This is a genomic window from Denitrobacterium detoxificans, from assembly GCF_015062615.1.
In the GTDB taxonomy this organism is placed as follows: Bacteria; Actinomycetota; Coriobacteriia; order Coriobacteriales; family Eggerthellaceae; genus Denitrobacterium; species Denitrobacterium detoxificans_A.
The window spans coordinates 26,136-45,128 of record NZ_SUUH01000001.1 but is presented as its reverse complement, the minus strand read 5'-3'; the positions used below and the strand labels follow the sequence as shown (position 1 = coordinate 45,128).

General features: G+C 57.9%; 19 protein-coding genes. All 19 read left to right on the top strand.

What is annotated here, in order from left to right:
* Positions 1-13: 13 nt before the first annotated feature.
* Positions 14-2,113, top strand: a complete 2,100-nt coding sequence (locus E7002_RS00220; RefSeq protein WP_303726930.1) for an ABC-F family ATP-binding cassette domain-containing protein — start codon at positions 14-16, stop codon at positions 2,111-2,113.
* A 97-nt stretch (positions 2,114-2,210) separates the two neighbouring features.
* Entirely contained in the window at positions 2,211-2,897 is a 687-nt protein-coding gene (locus E7002_RS00215; protein WP_303726929.1) for a site-2 protease family protein, read from the top strand.
* Between the two features lie 24 nt (positions 2,898-2,921).
* On the top strand, positions 2,922-4,070 hold the full coding sequence (gene trpS, locus E7002_RS00210) for a tryptophan--tRNA ligase (RefSeq protein ID WP_303726928.1): 1,149 nt from the start codon (positions 2,922-2,924) through the stop codon (positions 4,068-4,070).
* 10 nt (positions 4,071-4,080) lie between these two features.
* Positions 4,081-4,872 carry a ScpA family protein gene (locus tag E7002_RS00205; protein WP_066662305.1) on the top strand — a complete coding sequence of 264 codons (792 nt, stop codon included), beginning with the start codon at positions 4,081-4,083 and terminating at the stop codon, positions 4,870-4,872.
* 1 nt (position 4,873) lies between these two features.
* Positions 4,874-5,644 (top strand): SMC-Scp complex subunit ScpB, encoded by a 771-nt coding sequence (gene scpB / locus E7002_RS00200; protein ID WP_303726927.1) that lies wholly within the window; start codon positions 4,874-4,876, stop codon positions 5,642-5,644.
* A 59-nt stretch (positions 5,645-5,703) separates the two neighbouring features.
* Positions 5,704-6,426 (top strand): pseudouridine synthase, encoded by a 723-nt coding sequence (locus E7002_RS00195; RefSeq protein WP_066664986.1) that lies wholly within the window; start codon positions 5,704-5,706, stop codon positions 6,424-6,426.
* A gap of 48 nt (positions 6,427-6,474) precedes the next feature.
* The gene (locus E7002_RS00190) at positions 6,475-7,611 is read left to right on the top strand and encodes a prephenate dehydrogenase/arogenate dehydrogenase family protein (protein ID WP_303726926.1); all 1,137 of its coding nucleotides are present in this window, start codon (positions 6,475-6,477) and stop codon (positions 7,609-7,611) included.
* Positions 7,612-7,614: 3 nt separating this feature from the next.
* Positions 7,615-8,937 (top strand): 3-phosphoshikimate 1-carboxyvinyltransferase, encoded by a 1,323-nt coding sequence (gene aroA / locus E7002_RS00185; RefSeq protein WP_303726924.1) that lies wholly within the window; start codon positions 7,615-7,617, stop codon positions 8,935-8,937.
* Positions 8,934-9,611, top strand: coding sequence for a (d)CMP kinase (gene cmk / locus E7002_RS00180; protein WP_303726923.1), 678 nt, complete (start codon positions 8,934-8,936; stop codon positions 9,609-9,611). The genes aroA and cmk overlap by 4 nt, the downstream gene beginning before the upstream one ends.
* Positions 9,611-10,399, top strand: a complete 789-nt coding sequence (locus E7002_RS00175; RefSeq protein WP_303726922.1) for a 1-acyl-sn-glycerol-3-phosphate acyltransferase — start codon at positions 9,611-9,613, stop codon at positions 10,397-10,399. Before cmk ends, E7002_RS00175 begins: the two co-directional genes overlap by 1 nt.
* A gap of 2 nt (positions 10,400-10,401) precedes the next feature.
* The gene (ispH, locus tag E7002_RS00170) at positions 10,402-11,247 is read left to right on the top strand and encodes a 4-hydroxy-3-methylbut-2-enyl diphosphate reductase (RefSeq protein ID WP_303726921.1); all 846 of its coding nucleotides are present in this window, start codon (positions 10,402-10,404) and stop codon (positions 11,245-11,247) included.
* Positions 11,248-11,284: 37 nt separating this feature from the next.
* Complete coding sequence (locus E7002_RS00165; RefSeq protein WP_303726920.1) at positions 11,285-12,604, top strand: DUF512 domain-containing protein; 1,320 nt, start codon at positions 11,285-11,287, stop codon at positions 12,602-12,604.
* A 40-nt stretch (positions 12,605-12,644) separates the two neighbouring features.
* The gene (gene der / locus E7002_RS00160) at positions 12,645-13,961 is read left to right on the top strand and encodes a ribosome biogenesis GTPase Der (protein WP_303726919.1); all 1,317 of its coding nucleotides are present in this window, start codon (positions 12,645-12,647) and stop codon (positions 13,959-13,961) included.
* 3 nt (positions 13,962-13,964) lie between these two features.
* Positions 13,965-14,609 (top strand): glycerol-3-phosphate 1-O-acyltransferase PlsY, encoded by a 645-nt coding sequence (gene plsY / locus E7002_RS00155; RefSeq protein ID WP_303726918.1) that lies wholly within the window; start codon positions 13,965-13,967, stop codon positions 14,607-14,609.
* 7 nt (positions 14,610-14,616) lie between these two features.
* Positions 14,617-15,621: an NAD(P)H-dependent glycerol-3-phosphate dehydrogenase gene (locus E7002_RS00150; RefSeq protein WP_303726917.1), complete on the top strand. Its 1,005-nt coding sequence runs from the start codon at positions 14,617-14,619 to the stop codon at positions 15,619-15,621.
* A gap of 5 nt (positions 15,622-15,626) precedes the next feature.
* The gene (locus E7002_RS00145; RefSeq protein ID WP_303726916.1) at positions 15,627-16,094 is read left to right on the top strand and encodes a methylated-DNA--[protein]-cysteine S-methyltransferase; all 468 of its coding nucleotides are present in this window, start codon (positions 15,627-15,629) and stop codon (positions 16,092-16,094) included.
* A gap of 65 nt (positions 16,095-16,159) precedes the next feature.
* On the top strand, positions 16,160-16,849 hold the full coding sequence (gene rpe / locus E7002_RS00140; RefSeq protein WP_303726915.1) for a ribulose-phosphate 3-epimerase: 690 nt from the start codon (positions 16,160-16,162) through the stop codon (positions 16,847-16,849).
* A 9-nt stretch (positions 16,850-16,858) separates the two neighbouring features.
* Positions 16,859-18,061, top strand: a complete 1,203-nt coding sequence (locus E7002_RS00135) for a cysteine desulfurase family protein (protein ID WP_303726914.1) — start codon at positions 16,859-16,861, stop codon at positions 18,059-18,061.
* A 30-nt stretch (positions 18,062-18,091) separates the two neighbouring features.
* Complete coding sequence (locus tag E7002_RS00130; protein WP_303726913.1) at positions 18,092-18,991, top strand: Nif3-like dinuclear metal center hexameric protein; 900 nt, start codon at positions 18,092-18,094, stop codon at positions 18,989-18,991.
* Positions 18,992-18,993: the final 2 nt, after the last annotated feature.

Sequence of the window (18,993 nt, the reverse complement as noted above, 5' to 3'; positions counted from 1 at the left end):
AACTGTATCTGCGATGATCATTCAGCTTGAACATATTTCCAAATCGTTTGGCGCGCGTACGCTCTTTTCTGATGTCACTTTCAAGCTTGAAGCCTACGATCGCCTTGCGCTCGTAGGTCCCAACGGCGCTGGCAAAACAACGCTGCTCAATATCATTACGGGTAATGAAGAGCCTGATGAAGGGCGTGTGCTGTATGCAAAGGGCGCATCGGTTGGCTATCTCGAGCAGGAAGCCATCGAAATGGGGGACCGCCCCCTGTTCGACGAGGTAATTTCCTCGCAGAAGGAGATCCTAGAAGCCGAGGAGCGCCTACGTGCCCTGGAGGACAACCTGGGTGATAACCCCACGGAAAAGGAGCTTGCCGCCGCTGGACGTGCGCGTGATGCGTATGAGGCCATGGGTGGCTATCTGCTCGAGTCGAAGGTGCGCAGCGTCCTGTTTGGCCTAGGCTTTGGCGAAGAGGATATGAAGAAGCGCACGGTCGACTATTCGGGTGGTTGGCAGATGCGCATTGCGTTGGCGAAGCTTCTCGTGCGCAACCCCGATGTGCTCATGCTCGACGAGCCAACTAACCACCTTGATCTTGAAAGCGTTACCTGGCTTGAGGGCTTCTTGCGCGGTTATAGCGGTACGGTCATCGTGGTTAGCCACGACCGCGCGTTCATGGACAACATGGTTGACCGCGTCGCGGAAATCGACAATGGGCATGTGAACTTCTATAAGGGCAACTACTCGGCCTACCTGAAGCAGCGTGAAGAGCGTATTGAACTGCTTCGCCAGCAGGCCGAACGGCAGCAAGCTGAAATTGCCCATATGGAGGCGTTCATCGAACGATTCCGCTACAAGGCCACGAAGGCAAAGCAGGTGCAGGATCGGGTGCGCAAGCTCGAAAAGATTGAGCGCATCGTGGTGCCCGAAGAGCGCAAGACGGTTCACTTCAACTTTGTCCAGCCGCCTCGTACCGGCGATATGGTCGTCAACCTTACGGGCGTTTCCAAGGCCTTTGGCGAGCACGTTGTCTACGATAAGCTCGACCTTTCGGTGTATCGCGGCCAGAAGATCGCGCTCGTGGGCCCCAATGGTGCCGGTAAGTCCACGCTTCTGAAGATGATTGCGGGCGTTCTCGACCCTGATGCTGGCAGTATTCAGTATGGCGCGCACGTAGACAAGACCTACTACGCCCAGCATCAGCTCGAAGAGCTGCATGAAGGCAATACCGTGTTCGAAGAACTTGATCGCGTTGCACCTGGTTGGACCATTTCGCAGGTAAGGACGCTGCTGGGTGCCTTCTTGTTCCAGGGTGATGCCGTCGAGAAGCGCGTGAGCGTGCTTTCTGGTGGCGAGAAGAGCCGTCTGGCACTGGCCAAGATGCTCGTTTCGCCCAAGCCGCTGCTCTGCCTCGACGAGCCTACGAACCACCTCGATATTCAGAGCGCTGACGTTTTGGAACAGGCTCTTGCTGAGTTCGAGGGGACCATCATCCTTATTACGCACGATAGGCATCTCATTCGTGGCGTTGCGAATCGCATTATCGAGATTACGCCTGGTAACGTTACCGTCTACGATGGCGATTACGATTATTACCTGTTCAAGAGCGGGCAGGAAGATTCGGCTTCCATTACGGGCGGCCGTGACGAGGCATTGGCCACTTCGAAGTCTGGCCTTGCGAGCAGCCATGCGGCGACGCGCGCTCAGGCTGCCAAGAAGGAGGCTTCTTCGGGCATTACCGTGAATCGCCATCCCCGTGGGGAGCGTCCCGTAAAGAATGCGTCTGCTTCTCTTACGGCGCCGAAGGGCAGTGCGCCTAAGTCGAAGGAGCAGAAGCGCCGCGAGGCTGAAGCTCGTAACAGGGCCTATGCTGCGCTCAAGAACCATCGCAAGCGCATCGCGCAACTCGATAAGCAGATGGAAGCGGACAATACGCGCCTTGCGGAGATCTTGGAGCTGCTGGCAGACCCCGATTTTTACACGAACGAGGATGCGTCGAGCGATGTCATTGCCGAACATGCCAGCATCAAGAAGCGCTTGGCCGCTGCGGAAGAGGAGTGGTTCATTCTTAATGAGGAGCTTGAAGCGGAAATGGCTCGTCAGCGGGAGGCTTCCGAAAAGTAGGCGCAATGCCTGCCGATGACCGATTCGATGCGGAGCGTGCGGATGAATTTTCGTGTTTTCATTTCGGCTTACTCGCCTGCGGTATACTAGGACACCTATGAGTACAGACATGATTGCATACTACGCTTGTTCGATTCTGGCATTCGTGCCGGCCATCGTGCTTCACGAGGTCGCACACGGTTTTGCCGCCTACAAGCTGGGCGACCCGACGGCGAAGAATGCGGGCCGTCTCTCGGTGAATCCCCTTCGCCATATCGATCCTTTTGGCACGGTGCTGCTGCCTGCCATTCTTATGCTGGCTAATGCGCCCGTGTTCGGCTACGCAAAGCCCGTGCCGTACAATCCGCGCTACTTCAAGGACAAGCGCAAGGGCGACTTGATTGTTGGCCTTGCGGGCCCTGCCGCCAATTTGCTCATGGCCCTTGTGGGCGCCATGGTTGCATGGCTCCTGTATCCGCTTGCCACTACCAGCTTGGTGAATAGCAACGAACTCTTTGCGTACTTTTACCTGCTGTTCTTGCCGTATTTTACGCTTATCAACCTTTATCTGATGTTCTTCAACCTGCTGCCTATTCCTCCGCTAGACGGATCGAGTATTTTCGCGTTCATCCTGCCGGAGAAATACTTGCGTCAGTATTACGCGGTGCAGCAATACGCCATGCCCGTTTTGCTGATTCTGCTCTTCATTGTTCCGTATTTCAGCCCCATTAATCCGATTTCGGTGTATATGAACGCTACTGCGGGCAATGTCGCTAATTTGTTGTTCCCGTTCCGTATCTCGTAGTAATAAGTAAGTAAGGATTAGGTCATGTCGGAAGAAATTTGCGCTGACAACCAAGACAACAGCACGCTCGTGGTTCCCAAGGAGCGCATCATTCTTACGGGAGACCGTCCCACGGGGCGTCTCCACGTTGGTCATTTCGTAGGATCGCTTCGTGAGCGCGTTCGCTTGCAGAACTCGGGCGAATTCGACCGTATCTTCGTCATGATCGCGGATGCGCAGGCGCTTACCGACAACGCCGATAACCCCGAGAAAGTTCGCCAGAACATCATCGAGGTCGCGCTTGACTATCTGTCCTGCGGTATCGACCCTGCCAAGACCACTATCTTCATTCAGTCGCAGATTCCCGAGCTCTTCGAGCTTACGGCGTATTACATGAACCTTGTTACGGTGGCGCGCGTGCAGCGTAACCCCACGGTGAAGAGCGAAATCCAGATGCGTGGCTTCAACGCCGACATCCCCGTTGGCTTCTTCACGTATCCCATTAGCCAGGCTTCGGATATTACCGCGTTCAAGGCCACCACGGTTCCCGTGGGTGAAGATCAGCTTCCCATGCTCGAGCAGACGCGCGAAATCGTTCGCTCGTTCAACCGCACGTATGCTCCCGTTCTCGTGGAGCCCGAAGCGCTCATCCCGCAGGGTGAGGCCGCGAAGCGCTTGCCTGGCATCGATGGTAAGGCGAAGATGAGCAAGTCCCTGGGCAACGGCATCTATCTGTCCGACACGCCCGAGGAAGTTGCCAAGAAGGTCAAGAGCATGTACACCGACCCTGGTCACCTGAAGGTTTCCGACCCGGGCAAGATCGAGGGCAATGCGGTGTTCACCTATCTTGATGCGTTCAGCACCAACGAGCATTTTGCGGAATACTGGCCCGAATACGCCAACCTTGACGAGCTGAAGGCGCACTATCAGCGCGGCGGCCTGGGTGACGTGAAGTGCAAGATGTTCCTGAACCGCGTCCTGGAAGACACGCTTGCGCCCATCCGCGAGCGTCGTCACGAGCTCGAGGCCGATATTCCCGCGGTGTACGACATTCTGGCTGCTGGTTGCGAAACCGCACGTGCTGCCGCTGCCGAAACGCTGCATGAGGTGAAGGATGCCATGCGCATCAACTACTTCTCCGACGTTGCTCTTATGGAAGAGCAGGCACTGCGCTATCGTCGCGTGGAAGACTAGCCCGCGGTAGATGTCGTATCGCGTTCGCACAGAGAGCTTCGAAGGCCCGTTCGACCTTCTGCTGTATCTGGTTAGCCGCCAGAGAGTAGACATCGGCGCCATTTCCATTACGGAGATTGCCGATCAGTACCTCGACGAAGTCTCGCATATGGAAAACGTCGACTTGGATGTCGCGAGCGACTTTCTGCTCGTGGCATCCACGTTGCTCGAGATCAAGGCTGCGGCCCTGCTTCCCAAGCCCAAGGACAATCTCGTAGAGGAATACGAGGAGATTGGCCCTATGGAAGCACGCGACATGCTGGTGAAGCGCCTACTTGCATATACCCAGTTCAAGAATGCGGCTGCCGAACTTTCCGCGCGATACGATTCAGAGCTTCGCTTGCATCGTCGTAGTGCGGGCCCCGACGAGAGCCTGCTTACGCTTATGCCCGACTACCTGGAAGACGTGACGCTCGATTCGCTTGCGTACCTCTGCGCTCAGGTCATGGGCCATCGCGATCCGTTCTTGCTCGAAAGCGAGCACATTGCTGCGAAGCCCATTCCCGTGGAAGTGCATGTGCGCGCCATTCATACCCGCATTCGCAATCAGAAACACGCCCGCTTTAGCGATTTGCTCACGAGTCGTGCGAGCAAGCCCGTTATCGTCGTCACGTTCCTGGCCATTTTGGAGCTCTACAAGCGTGGCATGGTGACGGTTCGCCAGTCCGAGGCGTTTGGCGACATCGACATTGACTTTATCGAGGGCTCCGGCGAGCTCTTCCTCGAGGGCGAAGGCGCCCTCACCAGCGTTCAGGAGGCGTAGCATGTTCGAAGGCTTGAGCGAGAACCAGCTGACCAGCGCCATTCAGGCGATGCTGTTCGTGACGGATGGTCCCGTTTCCACTATTACCATGGCCGACATGCTTCAGGTGGAACCTTCCGCTGTGGAATCGGCCTGCGTCGAGCTGCGTGCGCGCCTGCTCGAAGACGAAGAGGGCATTCAGCTTACCGAGGTTGCAGGTGGTTGGCGCCTGTGCACGCATCCTGCCTTTCACGAGCTGCTCGAGGCCTATGTCCTCTCGTGGGATACGCGCAAGCTTTCGCAGGCTGCCCTGGAGGTTCTTGCGGTCGTTGCCTATTCCCAGCCCGTCACGCGTGCCGGCGTTGCCGACGTTCGCGGCGTGAATTCCGATAGTTCGCTGAACTCCCTGATGGAAAAGGGTCTTGTGAGGGAAGTCGGTACGTCGGATGCTCCGGGTAACCCGACGCTCTATGGAACGACGCCCGCTTTCCTGGAGAAGTTCGGCCTTCGTTCCCTGAAGGATCTTCCCGACATCACCGAGTTTGCCCCCGACGACGAGACGCGCGATTTCATTCGCACGCGGCTTTCCGCCACGCGTGGTTATATTCCGCCCGTTCGCGAGACCGAGGCGCTTGACGAGCCGGAGGTTGAACAGGAGTCTATCGATGATGTCGAGCCTGGTCAGCAGCAGAGCATGGATGATGCGATGCGCCAGATGATGGCGGGTGCCCTGGCGGAAGCCGCGGGGGCCGTCGAGAAGATCGATTTTGACGACCTGGAATTTGAGGAGTAAGCGTGTCTGACATTCGCGATATTGGCTGGGAGGAGCGCATCGAGGAGCATGCATTCCCCATGCGCTTGCAGAAGTACCTCGCCCGGGCCGGCGTTGCTAGCCGCCGTGGATCAGAAAGCCTTATCACCGCAGGTCGCGTAGAGGTTAACGGCATCGTTGTCACCGAGCTTGGCAGCAAGGTCGACCCTCTGGAAGATGAAGTGGCCGTCGATGGGGTAGTGGTCGTTTGGGGTTCTTCCCATGTGGTGCTGGCCTTGAACAAGCCCTCGGGCATCATCACCACCATGAAGGACTATCGCGGGCGCCGTTGCGTTGCGGATATCATGCCCTGCGATGAGTATCCCGGGTTGTATCCCATTGGCCGCTTGGACAAGGATACGACGGGCCTTTTGCTCTTCACCACCGATGGCGAACTGGGGAATGGCCTGTTGCATCCCAGCCATCACGTAACCAAGGTCTACCATGCTACGGTGACTGGCATCATGACCGAAGCCGAGGCCCAGCAGCTTCGCGAGGGCGTTTTGCTCGAGGATGGCATGACGGCTCCGGCTGAAATTTCCGTCATCTCTAAGTCGCGCAATCGATGCGTGGTGGAGCTTGCCATTCACGAGGGACGCAAGCATCAGGTGAAGCGCATGTGCAAGGCGGTGGGGCATCCCGTCGAGCATCTTGACCGCGTTTCTTTTGGACCCATCGAAACGGGATCGCTTAAGCAGGGCGTTTGGCGCAAGCTCGACGATGAAGAGACCGCGGCTTTATATCGCGCCGCTGGTCTTGCGTGATAGTATTACGTTCTGAATTTCGGACCTCTGATGAATGCGGGGTTGCGGGTGGATACCAGCAGATACAAGAATATCGCAGTGGTTGGGCTTGGCCTCATTGGCGCATCCTGCGCCGCTCGGATTCGTCAGTTCGACGAGTCCATACGCGTATTTGGCGTCGATACCGATGAAGTCACCCTTGTGAAGGCCGTGCAGAATGGATGGGTTACGGGTGCTTCGCTTCCCGATGGCGAGGCGTTTGAGTCCTTCGTTCGCAACGAGTGCGAGCTGGTCATTCTGGCTACGCCCGCAACGGCTGCGCGCGCCTATTTCGAGCAGCTTGTATCGTGGGGCTATTCTGGCATCATTACCGATACTGCATCCACCAAGGCCCGTATCTGCGCCGATGCCGCCGACGTTCTCCCCGATATCAGTCGCTTCATTCCCGGTCATCCCATGGCGGGCTCCGAGGTGAATGGCATCGAGGGCGCGCGCATCGACTTGTTCGAAGGCGCACATTGGATTGTCTGCCCTAACGAGGACACTCCTGCCGATGATTACCTGGCGCTCCACGAGCTGCTTACGGGCATGGGCGCGCGTGTCATCTCGCTTCCGCGTGAAGATCATGATCGGGCTATTGCCATCGTGAGCCACGTACCTCATTTTGTGGCGTCTTCCCTGGTGGAGCTTGCTGCCAATCATGCCGACGACCAAAAGGCCCTGTTCCGCCTGTGCGCGGGTGGCTTCAAGGATTCCACGCGTATTGCCGCGGGCTCGCCCGAACTGTGGGCGGGCATCGCCTTCGACAATAAGAAGGCCTTGCATGACGGTTTGGTGGAGATGAGCCAGATTATCGCTCGGTTCATTGCCGCCTTGGAGCACGACGATCGTGCGGAGCTTACCGCTCTGCTCGATCATTCTGCTAAAATTCGCAGGTCAATCCCGAAGAAATGGCTGCCTGACAGCGAAAACCTGCTTGAGGTTCGCATCCCCATGGAGAACCGCAAGGGCATGGTCGCCGAGGTGACTACCATTGCCAGCAAGGTCGGATGCAACATTCAGTCAATTGAAATCGACCATCTTACCTCAAGCGCTGCTGTTCTTGATATGATACTTACTGATGAGGGGGATATCGGGCGACTCTCCATTGAGCTTCTCAATGCCGGTTTCCGTGTATCCTTGCTTCCTTTGAGTGTGAAGGAGTAAGCCATGAGCGAGCAAACTACCGTTATCAATCCGCTGCCGGCCCCTTTGAATGGCAGCACCAGGGTCCCTGGTGATAAGTCCATCTCTCATCGCGCTGTGCTCTTTTCGGCTATGGCCGAAGGCACTTCGCGTGTTTCCGGCGTGCTCGATTCGGGCGACGTGCGGTCTTCCATTCGCGCCGTTCAGGCGCTGGGTGCCAAGGTTACGCTTGAGAAGCAGGTAGATGGCAGCCTTTCGGGTGGCATTACCGGTTGGGGAGAACGAGGCCCCATCCAACCCGATGGCCCCATCGACTGCGGCAATTCCGGCACTACGGTGCGCCTGCTCATGGGCATATTGGCGCCTTGGGATATCGAGGTCGAACTTACGGGCGACGACTCTCTGCGCAAGCGCCCCATGCGCCGCATTACCGCACCGCTCATGAAGATGGGTGTTCAGTTCAGCCTTGCTGGCAGGGAGACGCTGCCCATCACCATTCATGGCTCGCGACCGCTGCGCGCCATCGAGTACGACGCTCCCATGGCGTCTGCCCAGTTGAAGACTGCTGTCCTGCTTGCCGGCCTGGGTGCTACGGGCAAGACGATCCTGAACGAGCCTGCCATCTCGCGTAACCACACCGAGCTCATGCTCCCCGAGTATGGCGCCGTTACCACGGCGGCGGAACGCGTTGCCACGGTGAAGGGCCCCTGCACGCTGCGTGCGTGCGAGGTGAACGTTCCGGGCGACCCGTCGTCCGCTGCGTTTCTGGTGTGCGCCGCCCTGTTGAAGCCTGGTAGCGAGGTTCAGATCGAAAACGTCAGCCTGAATGCGGGCCGCATTGGCTTCACCCGCACGCTCGAGCGCATGGGCGCCAACGTTTCCATCGAGGGCTTGGGCACGGCCGGAAAAGAGCCTTATGGCATTATTTCCGCACGTTATACGCATGAACTCGTTGGTTGCGAGATTCCCGCCGACAAGATCGCCTCGGTCATCGACGAGATTCCCGTTCTTGCGTTGGTTGCCGCCCATGCACGTGGCCTTACCGTCTTCCGCCAAGTGGGCGAGTTGCGCGTGAAGGAGGCCAACCGCCTGAAGGCCACCATCGACGGCCTTTCGCAGTTGGGCGTCGATGCCTGGGTGGAGGGCGACGACCTCTACATCGAGGGCCAGCCCGACCTTCAGGTGCCCGACGGCCTGGTCTTCAACTCCCATAAGGACCATCGCATGGCGATGACCTGGTCTCTTGTGGGCCTTTGCGGTGATAAGCCGGTTACCATCGTAGATTTTGACTCAATTAAGATTAGCTTTCCTTCGTTCTTGGGAAGCTTGGAGGGGCTTGCCCGATGATTATTGCCATAGACGGACCTTCGGGTGCCGGTAAATCGACCGTTTCCAAGGCTGTTGCCAGGAAGCTTGGTTTCTCATGCCTCGATACCGGGGCCATGTATCGTTCCATTGCGTGGTTTGCCCTGCGCGAGGGCGTAGAGCTTTCTGATGCCGCAAGCCTGGGCGTCATTGCGCGTGCCAAGGAGATTTCCTTTGGCCTTACGCCAGGCGACCCGCTTCCCAGCAAGGTCTACATTGACGGCATCGACGTTACCCGTGACATTCGCACGGCCCGCATCGACAAGGCTGTGAGCGCCGTTGCCGCGCATCCCAGCGTACGAGAGGCGCTCGTTATGCAACAGCAGCGCATTGGCGCCAGCGGCAATTACGTCGTCGAGGGCCGCGATATTGGCACTGCTGTGTTCCCCCATGCCGAAGTGAAGGTCTTCCTTACGGCCAGCGACGAGCAGCGCGCGCTCAGGCGGCTGCGCCAGAACAAGAGGCGGGGTATTGGCTCTACCGATTACGACGAAGTGCTTTCCGACATCAAGGCGCGCGATCGCTTCGATTCCTCTAGGGCGGCCTCCCCGCTGAAGCCTGCCGACGATGCGGTGCTGCTTGATTCCAGCATGCTTTCCATCGACGATGTCGTGGGCTCCATTTGCGATTTGGTTCAGGAAAAGGCGGTCATGTAATGAAGTTGTTCCTGACGCTCGAGGAAATGTGGGATCGTCCCCTGGGTGGAGAGGACCGTACGCACGAGATTCCGCATTGGTGCGGCAATATTTGCTACGTAATCGTTGGCCTGGTGCTGAAGATTGCGTTCCGCTTCAAGGTACACGGAAGGGAAAACCTTCGCGCTGCCCGCGGTAAGCAGGGCCTGTGCCTCTGCTCCACGCATACGTCCTTCCTGGACGTGGCGTTTCTCTATATCGCCGTGCGCCCGAGCCAATGGGTGCGCTTCATGGCGCGCGATAGCTTGTTTACGGGCTCTCAGCTTGGCGCCCAGATCATCGCGCGCGTTGGGGCATTTCCTGTTACCCGCGACTCCGCCGATCGCACGAGCGTAAAGCGCGCAACGCGCATGTTGCGCAACAAGGAAGTCGTGGGCATTTTCCCCGAGGGCACGCGTCGCGGAAAAAGTGAAAACACGCCTTCGCTGCATGCTGGTGCCGCGCTTGTTGCGCGTATGGGCAAAGCGCCGTTGGTGCCCACTGCCGTGCGTAACGTAGAGAAGATTAAGCGCAAGGGCGAGCGCGTGCGCTTTCCCCGCGTTCACGTCCTGTTTGGCGAACCCATCGACGTGAAGTCGTTCGAATTCCTTCCCAAGGAGGATAGGCTCGAGGGTGCTGTGTGGTACGTGATGCGTGAGAGCTTCGCGCTTCAGCGTGATGTTCCCGCCAATCAAATCGATATGGTCGAGCTGTTCCCCGAGACGAAGGATTACAGCCAGATCTTCGCCGAGCATCCGATTCAGGGGTAGCCATGGAAGTCATTACCGCATCTTGTGCTGGCGCCTGCTACGGCGTGAAACGCGCGCTGCGCCTTGCCGAACGAGCTGCCGAATCGGGCCGTCCCACGCAGACGCTCGGCCCGCTCATCCATAATCCGCAGGTTGTCGATCGTCTGGCCGCCAAGGGCGTTGGCGTGGCCAACGCTCCTGCGGAAGTAAGCGGCGAATGCGTCATCATCCGAAGCCATGGCGTTACCCCGCAGGTTCGCCAGGAAATCGAAGAGCGTGGCGTGAGCATCATCGATGCTACGTGTCCCCATGTGTTGCGTGCCCAGCGTGCCGCCAAGGAGCTTGCCGAAGAAGGTAGGACCGTCGTGGTGGTGGGCGAGAATAGTCATCCCGAGGTAGAGGGCCTGCGTGCGTGGGCGGAATCCGTGAGCGATCGCGTAGTAGTAGCTGGCGATGCGAGCGAGCTACCGGCCGATCTGCATGGCCCCCTTGGCGTTGTCGTGCAGACGACGCAGCGTCGTGCCATGCTCGAAAACGTGCTTTCTGAACTCGATGCGCGTGGCCTGGAATACGTGCTTGAAGATACCATCTGCAATGCCACGAGCATGCGCCAGAGCGCTGCTGAGGAACTGGCTTCCACGGTGGATGCCATGGTCGTCATTGGCGGGCATAATTCCTCCAACACCACGCGCCTGTTCGAGATCTGCTCGGCCATTTCGCCGCGTACGTTCCACATAGAAACGTCCAACGAGCTCAAGCGCGAGGATTTCGCTGGTTGCAAGCGCGTTGGCGTAACGGCGGGTGCGTCTACCCCCGATGATATCATCCAGGAAGTCGTGCGCGTTCTTTCGGAAGAATTCGATGCCTAGGCCTGCTTCTACACCCGTAGCCTGGATTAAGGACGTCTTGCCTGGCTCTCCCGCGGATGATGCGGGGTTCACGCCGGGCTGCGGCTTGCTTGCCGTTGACGGGCATCCCATCCGTGATGCCATTGACTGGCGCTGGTATACCGACGATTACGAGATCGAGCTTACGTACGTCGATGCCGATGGTGATACGGGTACGGTCGTGCTGGAGCGCGAGGAGGGCGAGACGTGGGGCTTCGATTTTACGAAGGCCATCTTCGACGACCTCATGCTCTGCCGCAACGCCTGCAAATTCTGCTTCATGCGCCAGCTTCCCGAAGATGCGCGTGATACGCTTACGTTGCGCGATGATGACTATCGCCTGAGCTTCCTGCAAGGGACCTTCGTCACGTTCACCAATATTGGCCCCGAAGACGAAGAGCGCATCATCGAGCAGTACATCTCGCCGCTGCGCTTTTCCCTGCATGCCATAACGCCCGAGGTCAGGCGCGATGTCATTGGCAAGCACGCTCCTCGTGGCATCGAAGTCGCAGAGCGTCTGCTAGAAGCTGGCATTCAGGTGCATGCGCAGATCGTGCTCATGCCGGGCGTGAACGATGGGGAAGAGCTGCGCCGTACGCTCGAGTGGGCGTATGCGCATCCGGGGATCCTTTCCGTGGGCATCGTGCCCCTAGGGTTCACGAAGCACCAGACGTCGTTCGAGTTCAGCTTCAACGATCGGGGCATGGCGCAGCAAGTCATCGATTGCATTGAACCGTTCCAGCTCCGCGCCATGGAAGAGCGCAGCGATGCCTGGGTGTTCTGCTCCGACGAGTTCTATCGCAATGCCCACCCCGAAGACTTGCTCGATTATCTTCCCCCTGCGGAGTTCTATGGCGGGTTCGATTTGTTCGAAGATGGTATTGGCATCGTTCGCTCGTTCGTGGACGATTGGAATGCCTGCCCCGATGCGCAGCTTGCCTGCGCCCAGGCCATACGGGAATCGGGGAAGCGCGTTCTGTTCGTATGCGGATGCGCTCAGCGCGAGTTCTTCACGCCGCTTATCGAGAAGAGCCCACTTTCCGGCTTGCTTGTGCCGTTCTACGTGAAGAACGAGTACTTCGGCGGCAACGTTGATGTTACGGGCCTGCTTTGCGGATGCGATATCTCAGCCGCCCTGGCAACCGTCTCCTCGGAAGACGATGACGTCTTCGCGGCGCTTCCCAAGGTCATTTTGAATGCCGACGGAGTCACGCTTGATGATATGACCGTGAGCGATATGGAGGGCGCCTCAGACCTGCATATTCATGTGGTATCCTGCGTAGCATCGGAATTTCTTCCCCAGATCGCCCAGATGTGCGGCAATTCCGCGCGGCGATAGTGGGGTTTCTCGCAAGCGCTTCCAAGCGAAAGGCGGAATAATGGCGAAGCATCTGGTGGCCGTGGTCGGCCGTCCGAATGTCGGTAAATCCACATTCGTCAATCGTATTGCACAAGCGGACGACGCTATCGTTCATTCCATGCGCGGCGTAACGCGCGATCGTTCCTATCACGAAGCCGATTGGAATGGCGAGAGCTTCACGCTCATCGATACGGGTGGCATTGAAATGGGTGACGAAGACGCATTTCAGACGTCCATTCGCAATCAGGCCTTCACGGCTGCCAACGAATGCGATGTCATCCTCTTCGTGGTCGATGGCAAGACGGGGATCAACGCCGACGACGAGGAGGTGGCGCGTAGCTTGCGCAAGGCCAACGTGCCCGTGCTCTTGGTCGTGAACAAGATCGACGATCCCAACAACCTCGATTCCGTCTACGAGTTCTACAACCTTGGCCTGGGCGATCCCTGGCCGGTTTCCGCGCTGCATGGCACGGGTACGGGCGACTTGCTCGACGAGACGGTGAAGCTGCTGCGCGAGGCGCCTGAGCGCTTTGATCCGAATGCAGAAGACGCCATCAACGTTGCCATCATCGGTCGCCCGAATGCGGGCAAGTCTTCCATCACCAACATGCTGTCCCAGAACGATCGCTCTATCGTGAGCGACGTGGCGGGCACCACGCGTGATGCCATCGACACGGTGGTCCATCACGAGGGCAAGGCGTATCGCCTGGTAGACACGGCGGGTTTGCGCCGCAAGAGCCAGATTGACGAAGACGTGGAGTACTACGGCTTCGTGCGTTCCATGCGCGCCATCGATCGCGCGCAGGTTGTGCTCCTCATGGTAGACGGAACGCTCGGCCTTACCGACCAGGATCAGCGCATTGCCGGCTTCGCCGCCGAACGTGGCTGCGCCATGGTTATCGTGTTGAACAAGTGGGACATCGTGGAAGGTGCCGAGGCGAAGGAACGCGTGCGCGACCAGGTGGCGGAACGCCTGCAGTTCGTTTCGTACGCTCCCGTTATCGCCGTTTCGGCGCTTACGGGCAAGAACACGCATCGCATTTGGGAAATGATCGACAAGGCGTATGCGGGATACAACGCCCGCGTTTCCACGAGCGCGCTCAACAACTGGCTCGCCGAGATTCGCGATTTTGGTCATAGCATCTCGCAGGGCAAGAAACTCCTGAAGCTGAAGTACGCCACTCAGACGGCTACGTGCCCGCCTCAGATTACGTTCTTCGCCAACCACCCCGAGATCGTTACCGACAATTACGAACGTTACCTGGAAGGTCGTTTGCGCCGCAGCTTCGAATTCACCGGTACGCCCATTCGCATCAAGTTCAAACGGAAGGATTAACCCTTGCAGTCGCCCATCGTACTCATTGTCGTACTGGCTATTTCATTTCTGCTTGGTTCACTTCCCAGCGGTGTCATCATCGGCAAATGCATATATCACGTTGATATTCGCGAGGTTGGCTCGGGCAATATCGGTACTACGAACGCCATTCGCGCATTTGGCAAGAAGGGCGGTTATCTGGTCTTCCTGATGGACTTTGGCAAGGGCCTGCTTGCTGGGTTGCTTGCCATGCTCATCACGTCGGCTTTTGCCTCCGCCGAGGGTATGTTTACCACGGGTGACGCCATGGCCATGGCGCTTGCCGGCGGATGCCTGGGTCACGTGTTTTCGCCTTGGCTTGGGTTCCATGGTGGCAAGGGCATTGCCGTATCCATCGGTGCCCTCTTCTTCGTGTTTGGTCCCATTCCCGCCCTGATCGAACTTGCTTCGTTCATCGTGGTCGTGGTGCTTACCAAGTACATTTCCGCGGGCTCCATCACGGCTGCGGTACTCTGCCCGTTCATGTCGTTCTACGTGTTCTGGGGCGACTGGTTTGCCGCCATTGTATGTGCACTCGTGGGCATTCTGGTGGTATGGGCGCATCGTGCGAACATCTCCCGCTTGCGCGCGGGCACGGAAAACCGCATTGGCAGTTCTAAAAGGGGGTAGTCTCTTTATGAAAATAGGCGTTATTGGTGCAGGTTCCTGGGGTACTGCCATTGCCCAGATGCTCGGAAGCAATGGCCAGAATGTGAATATTTGGGCTCGCAGGCCCGAGGTCGTCTCTTCCATCAATTGCGATCACGTGAACCCGCGTTACTTCAGCGATGTTGAGCTCTCGCGCAACATCGTTGCCACCGTGGGGTATCGCGATTGCCTGTACAATGCCGACGCCGTAGCCGTTGTCACGCCCTCGAAGCTCCTGCGTGGCGTAGCTCGTGCGCTTGCTCCCATTGCAAGCGATACGCTCCCCATCGTCATCTGCAGTAAGGGCGTGGAAGCCGAAAGCGGTTTGCTTCCCGTGCAGATCTTCGAGCAGGAGATGGGCAACCCCGATCGCTTTGCCGTACTCTCGGGACCCAATCATGCCGAGGAAGTCATTCGGGGCATGCCGGCTGCTACGGTCATCGCATCCAAGTCACCCGAAGTGGCCGCGTTCCTGCAGCAAGCGTTTGCGAGCGACCATTTCCGCACCTACACGTGTTCTGACGTCGTGGGCGTTGAGATTTGCGCTGCCTGCAAGAACGTCATTGCGTTGGCGGTGGGCATGTCATTTGGCCTTGGATACGGGGACAATACTGCCTCGCTGCTCATGACGCGCGGCCTGGCGGAGATGAGCCGTCTGGTTAACGCCCTTGGTGGCGAGGCCATCACGTGCATGGGTCTTGCCGGTACGGGCGACCTAATTGCTACGTGCACGTCTCAGCACTCGCGTAACCGCCGCTTCGGTGAAATGGTGGCGCGCGGTGGCACGCTCGAAGAGTTTACCAACGAAACGCACATGGTCGTTGAAGGTGCGTACGCATGCCAGACGCTTCTTCCGCTGGCGAAGAAGGCCGGCGTGGAAATGCCCATTACCGAAGCCGTACGCCAGGTAATTTGGGAAGGCGCCGACCCTCGCGTTGCGGGGCTGTCTCTGAGCGATCGTCCTCTCAAGCAAGAGTTCTACGGCTTGGGCTAGCCTCCATGCTCAGGCAAACGTATTTCGCATACAACACGCCCCTGGGGCAGCTCACGCTTTCGTCGAATGGCGAAGCCATAACCGGTCTTGCCTTTGGCGCGGTAGAACTCGATGGGGACGAGGCCCCCACCTTGCTTACGAACAGGGCGGCTAACGAGCTCCAGGAGTACTTTGCCGGCAAGCGCCAGGCGTTCACCGTACCTCTTAGCGTTTCCGGATCGGTGTTCCAGGAATCCGTCTGGCATGCCATTGCGCGTATTCCATATGGACAGACTAGATCGTATTCCGATATCGCCGCATCGGCGGGGAGTCCGGGCGCGTATCGCGCATGTGGCATGGCCGCGAATGCCAACCCCATACCCATTTTCATCCCGTGCCACCGCGTTATTGGCGCCAACGGGAAGCTCGTTGGATATGCGGGAGGCATGGATATCAAGGAATTCCTGCTCAATTTGGAAAGAGATTATGCCTAGTTAATTCCTGGGGGTTACAATCGGGTGGCTTTGAGGAACTACTTGCTGTAATCGAAAGGTCTGGCATGTTCGAAACGGTCCGCGTATCGCCTTCAATTTTGTCCTCCGATTTCATGAACCTTCAGTCAGAGATTGCTTCCATCGAGACAGGTGGCGCGGATTGGGTTCATGTTGACGTCATGGATGGCCATTTCGTTCCGAATCTCACCATCGGCGTACCCGTTGCGCAGCAGCTCGCGCGCATCACGTCTATGCCGCTCGACGTGCATCTCATGATTTCGAATCCACTTGTTCAGCTTCCCTGGTTCCTGGCTTCGCAGCCGTATATGGTTACCATTCACTGGGAAGCGCTCGACCCCGCATGTCCGAATGACGAAGCCAGGAAGGCCGTCGAACTCATTCACGAGGCTGGTTCGAAGGCCGCTATCGCGTTGAAGCCCGACACCGATGTTTCCGTTCTTGCCCAAACCATTGGTCTTTGGGATATGGTCCTCGTCATGAGCGTATTCCCTGGCTTTTCCGGGCAGTCGTTCATCGAGGAAACGCCCAATCGCATCCGTCAGGTCGTTCAGCTTGCAAAGGAAGCGGGCGTGTCTCCGCTCATCCAGGTGGATGGTGGCATCAACCCCACTACGGCCGCTCTCGTTGGCGTAGCGGGTGCTGATGTCATGGTTGCCGGCAATGGCGTCTTCAAGGCGGCCGATCGCGCCGCCGCCATCGAATCTATTCGCCTTTCTGCCGCGAACGCACGTTAGGAGCACGAAATGGATCGCGTGTATTTCGACTGGGCGGCCACGACGCCGTTGTGCCAGGAAGCGCAGCAGGCAATGGAACCGTATATGCAGGCGGGCATGGGCAACATCGCCGTTGGAGCGAATGCGAACTCCCTTCATTCCGAAGGTCGTGCGGCGTTTGCCGCGCTCGAGCGAGCACGTGCTGACGTTGCCCGTTGCATTGACGCGCGTCCCGACGAAATCATCTTCATGAGTGGCGCTACCGAGTCCGATAACATGGCTCTTTTGGGGATATCGCATGTCGCCTACGGGGAACTCAAAATGAGCGGCCGTTCCAGCGTGAGAGGGCATGTTGTCGTATCGGCAATCGAGCACGATGCCGTTTTCAAGACGGCGCGTATGCTCGAACGCATAGGTGTCGACGTTTCGTACCTGCAGCCCGATGCCAACGGCTTTGTTACGCCCGAGGATCTCAAGGAGGTTTTGCGGCCCGATACCTTCCTCGTGTCCGTTATGCTCGCGAATAACGAAATCGGATCGATTCAGCCCATTGCCGAGCTTGCGGAAGTGGCGCATGGCGCTGGTGCGCTGTTCCACACCGATGCCACGCAGGCTTTGGCCAAGATGCCCGTCTCGGTGCGCGACCTAGGCGTAGACGCCATGAGCTTTTCCTCTCATAAAATTTGCGGCCCGAAGGGCGTAGGTGCACTTTACCTGCGTCATGGCGTTTCGTGCGATCCGCTTATTTTGGGTGGCGGTCAGGAATCGGGTATGCGCAGTGGCACCCAGAATGTCGCTGGTGTGGTAGGCTTTGCCGCGGCCATGAAGAGGTTCTGCGTTGACGCCAATGCCATTGAGGCAGAGGCGGCAAGGCAGCGTGCGTTGCGCGATTCCTTGTACGAAGGTCTTTTGCAATTTCCCCAGGTAGTCAAGACGGTTGATTGCAACGAGGGCGATACAAACTATCTACCCAACATCGTTAACGTATGCGTGCGCGGCTTGGAAAGCGAAACGCTCATCCTTCGCTTCGATAGGGAAGGCGTTTCTCTTTCGGGTGGTTCGGCGTGCAGCTCGCATTCCCTCGAACCTAGTCGCGTATTGAAGACCATTGGCATCGAGCGAGACCTTGCCCTTTGCAGCCTACGCTTCAGCTTTGGCGCATTTACGACCGCCCAGGATGTGCAATATGTCCTCCAGACGTTTGATCGCGTGGTGAATTGGAATAAGCGCTAAAATGGTACGTGCATTTTAGGGGTTGATCCAATGGCCAATAGCACGAAGAGTTCTATCGACGGCGCCCATGATTTGGCGCCCGTTCATGCCGAGACGCTAAGCGTGCCCGGTACTGGTTCCTTTACGGTTGGCGACATCGAGCGCGCCCTGCTTTCGCTCTTTCCGAAAAGCCAGGCGGAATCCTGGGATAAGATGGGCCTGCTCGTGGGAGACCCTTCCGTTCGGGTAACTAATGTGGGTATTGCGCTCGACCCCACGCTTTCCGCGGTACGCCAGGCTCATCGTATGGGGTGCCAGCTTCTGCTTACGCATCACCCCGTGTTCATCGAGGCCCCCGAATCGTTCACGCCCGCTTCTCAGAGCGTTGTTTCGCCTGGTTCCGTGGTGTTCGAAGCTGCCAGGTTGGGCGTTGCCCTCATGAATTTCCATACCGCGCTCGACGTTAATCCGCGCGTGCCCCAGCTGATCTCTTCCATGCTTGGGCTTTCGTTCCAGGGCATCGTCGATGTCGTTTACCCCGAATCTCAGCGGGGATATGGCCATCTTTGCTATCCCAATGAGGAACCGGTTACGCTGCGTACCCTTGCTGCGCGCTGCGTTTCCGTGTTTGGACGCATCCCGCGCGTGTGGGGTGATTTCGATATGCGCGTCCAGAGCGTCGTCACGTGTACGGGCTCGCAGGGAGATTTGGCCCAGATATGTGTTGAACGGGGCCATGATGTGCTAATTTGCGGCGAGATACGCTATCATGACGCTCTTCCCGCAGCAGAGGCGGGATTGGGAATCATCGAGCTTGGGCATGATGTCAGCGAATTGCCGCTGTGCCTCGTGCTCGCCGATGCGTTAGAGGAAATTGGCATGGCTCGAGCAGCCATGCATATCATCGACCAGAACTGCAATTGGCTAACACCCGAAGCGGTGAGAAAGTAGGA

What these genes read in the sequence shown, in the direction of transcription:
- E7002_RS00205 (WP_066662305.1), top strand. Translation starts at nt 4,081, where the DNA reads ATGTCGTATCGCGTTCGCACAGAGAGCTTCGAAGGCCCGTTCGACCTT.
- E7002_RS00175 (WP_303726922.1), top strand. Translation starts at nt 9,611, where the DNA reads ATGAAGTTGTTCCTGACGCTCGAGGAAATGTGGGATCGTCCCCTGGGT.
- E7002_RS00145 (WP_303726916.1), top strand. Translation starts at nt 15,627, where the DNA reads ATGCTCAGGCAAACGTATTTCGCATACAACACGCCCCTGGGGCAGCTC.
- aroA (WP_303726924.1), top strand. Translation starts at nt 7,615, where the DNA reads ATGAGCGAGCAAACTACCGTTATCAATCCGCTGCCGGCCCCTTTGAAT.
- cmk (WP_303726923.1), top strand. Translation starts at nt 8,934, where the DNA reads ATGATTATTGCCATAGACGGACCTTCGGGTGCCGGTAAATCGACCGTT.
- der (WP_303726919.1), top strand. Translation starts at nt 12,645, where the DNA reads ATGGCGAAGCATCTGGTGGCCGTGGTCGGCCGTCCGAATGTCGGTAAA.
- scpB (WP_303726927.1), top strand. Translation starts at nt 4,874, where the DNA reads ATGTTCGAAGGCTTGAGCGAGAACCAGCTGACCAGCGCCATTCAGGCG.
- E7002_RS00135 (WP_303726914.1), top strand. Translation starts at nt 16,859, where the DNA reads ATGGATCGCGTGTATTTCGACTGGGCGGCCACGACGCCGTTGTGCCAG.
- E7002_RS00130 (WP_303726913.1), top strand. Translation starts at nt 18,092, where the DNA reads ATGGCCAATAGCACGAAGAGTTCTATCGACGGCGCCCATGATTTGGCG.
- rpe (WP_303726915.1), top strand. Translation starts at nt 16,160, where the DNA reads ATGTTCGAAACGGTCCGCGTATCGCCTTCAATTTTGTCCTCCGATTTC.
- E7002_RS00220 (WP_303726930.1), top strand. Translation starts at nt 14, where the DNA reads ATGATCATTCAGCTTGAACATATTTCCAAATCGTTTGGCGCGCGTACG.
- ispH (WP_303726921.1), top strand. Translation starts at nt 10,402, where the DNA reads ATGGAAGTCATTACCGCATCTTGTGCTGGCGCCTGCTACGGCGTGAAA.
- E7002_RS00215 (WP_303726929.1), top strand. Translation starts at nt 2,211, where the DNA reads ATGAGTACAGACATGATTGCATACTACGCTTGTTCGATTCTGGCATTC.
- E7002_RS00195 (WP_066664986.1), top strand. Translation starts at nt 5,704, where the DNA reads ATGCGCTTGCAGAAGTACCTCGCCCGGGCCGGCGTTGCTAGCCGCCGT.
- trpS (WP_303726928.1), top strand. Translation starts at nt 2,922, where the DNA reads ATGTCGGAAGAAATTTGCGCTGACAACCAAGACAACAGCACGCTCGTG.
- E7002_RS00150 (WP_303726917.1), top strand. Translation starts at nt 14,617, where the DNA reads ATGAAAATAGGCGTTATTGGTGCAGGTTCCTGGGGTACTGCCATTGCC.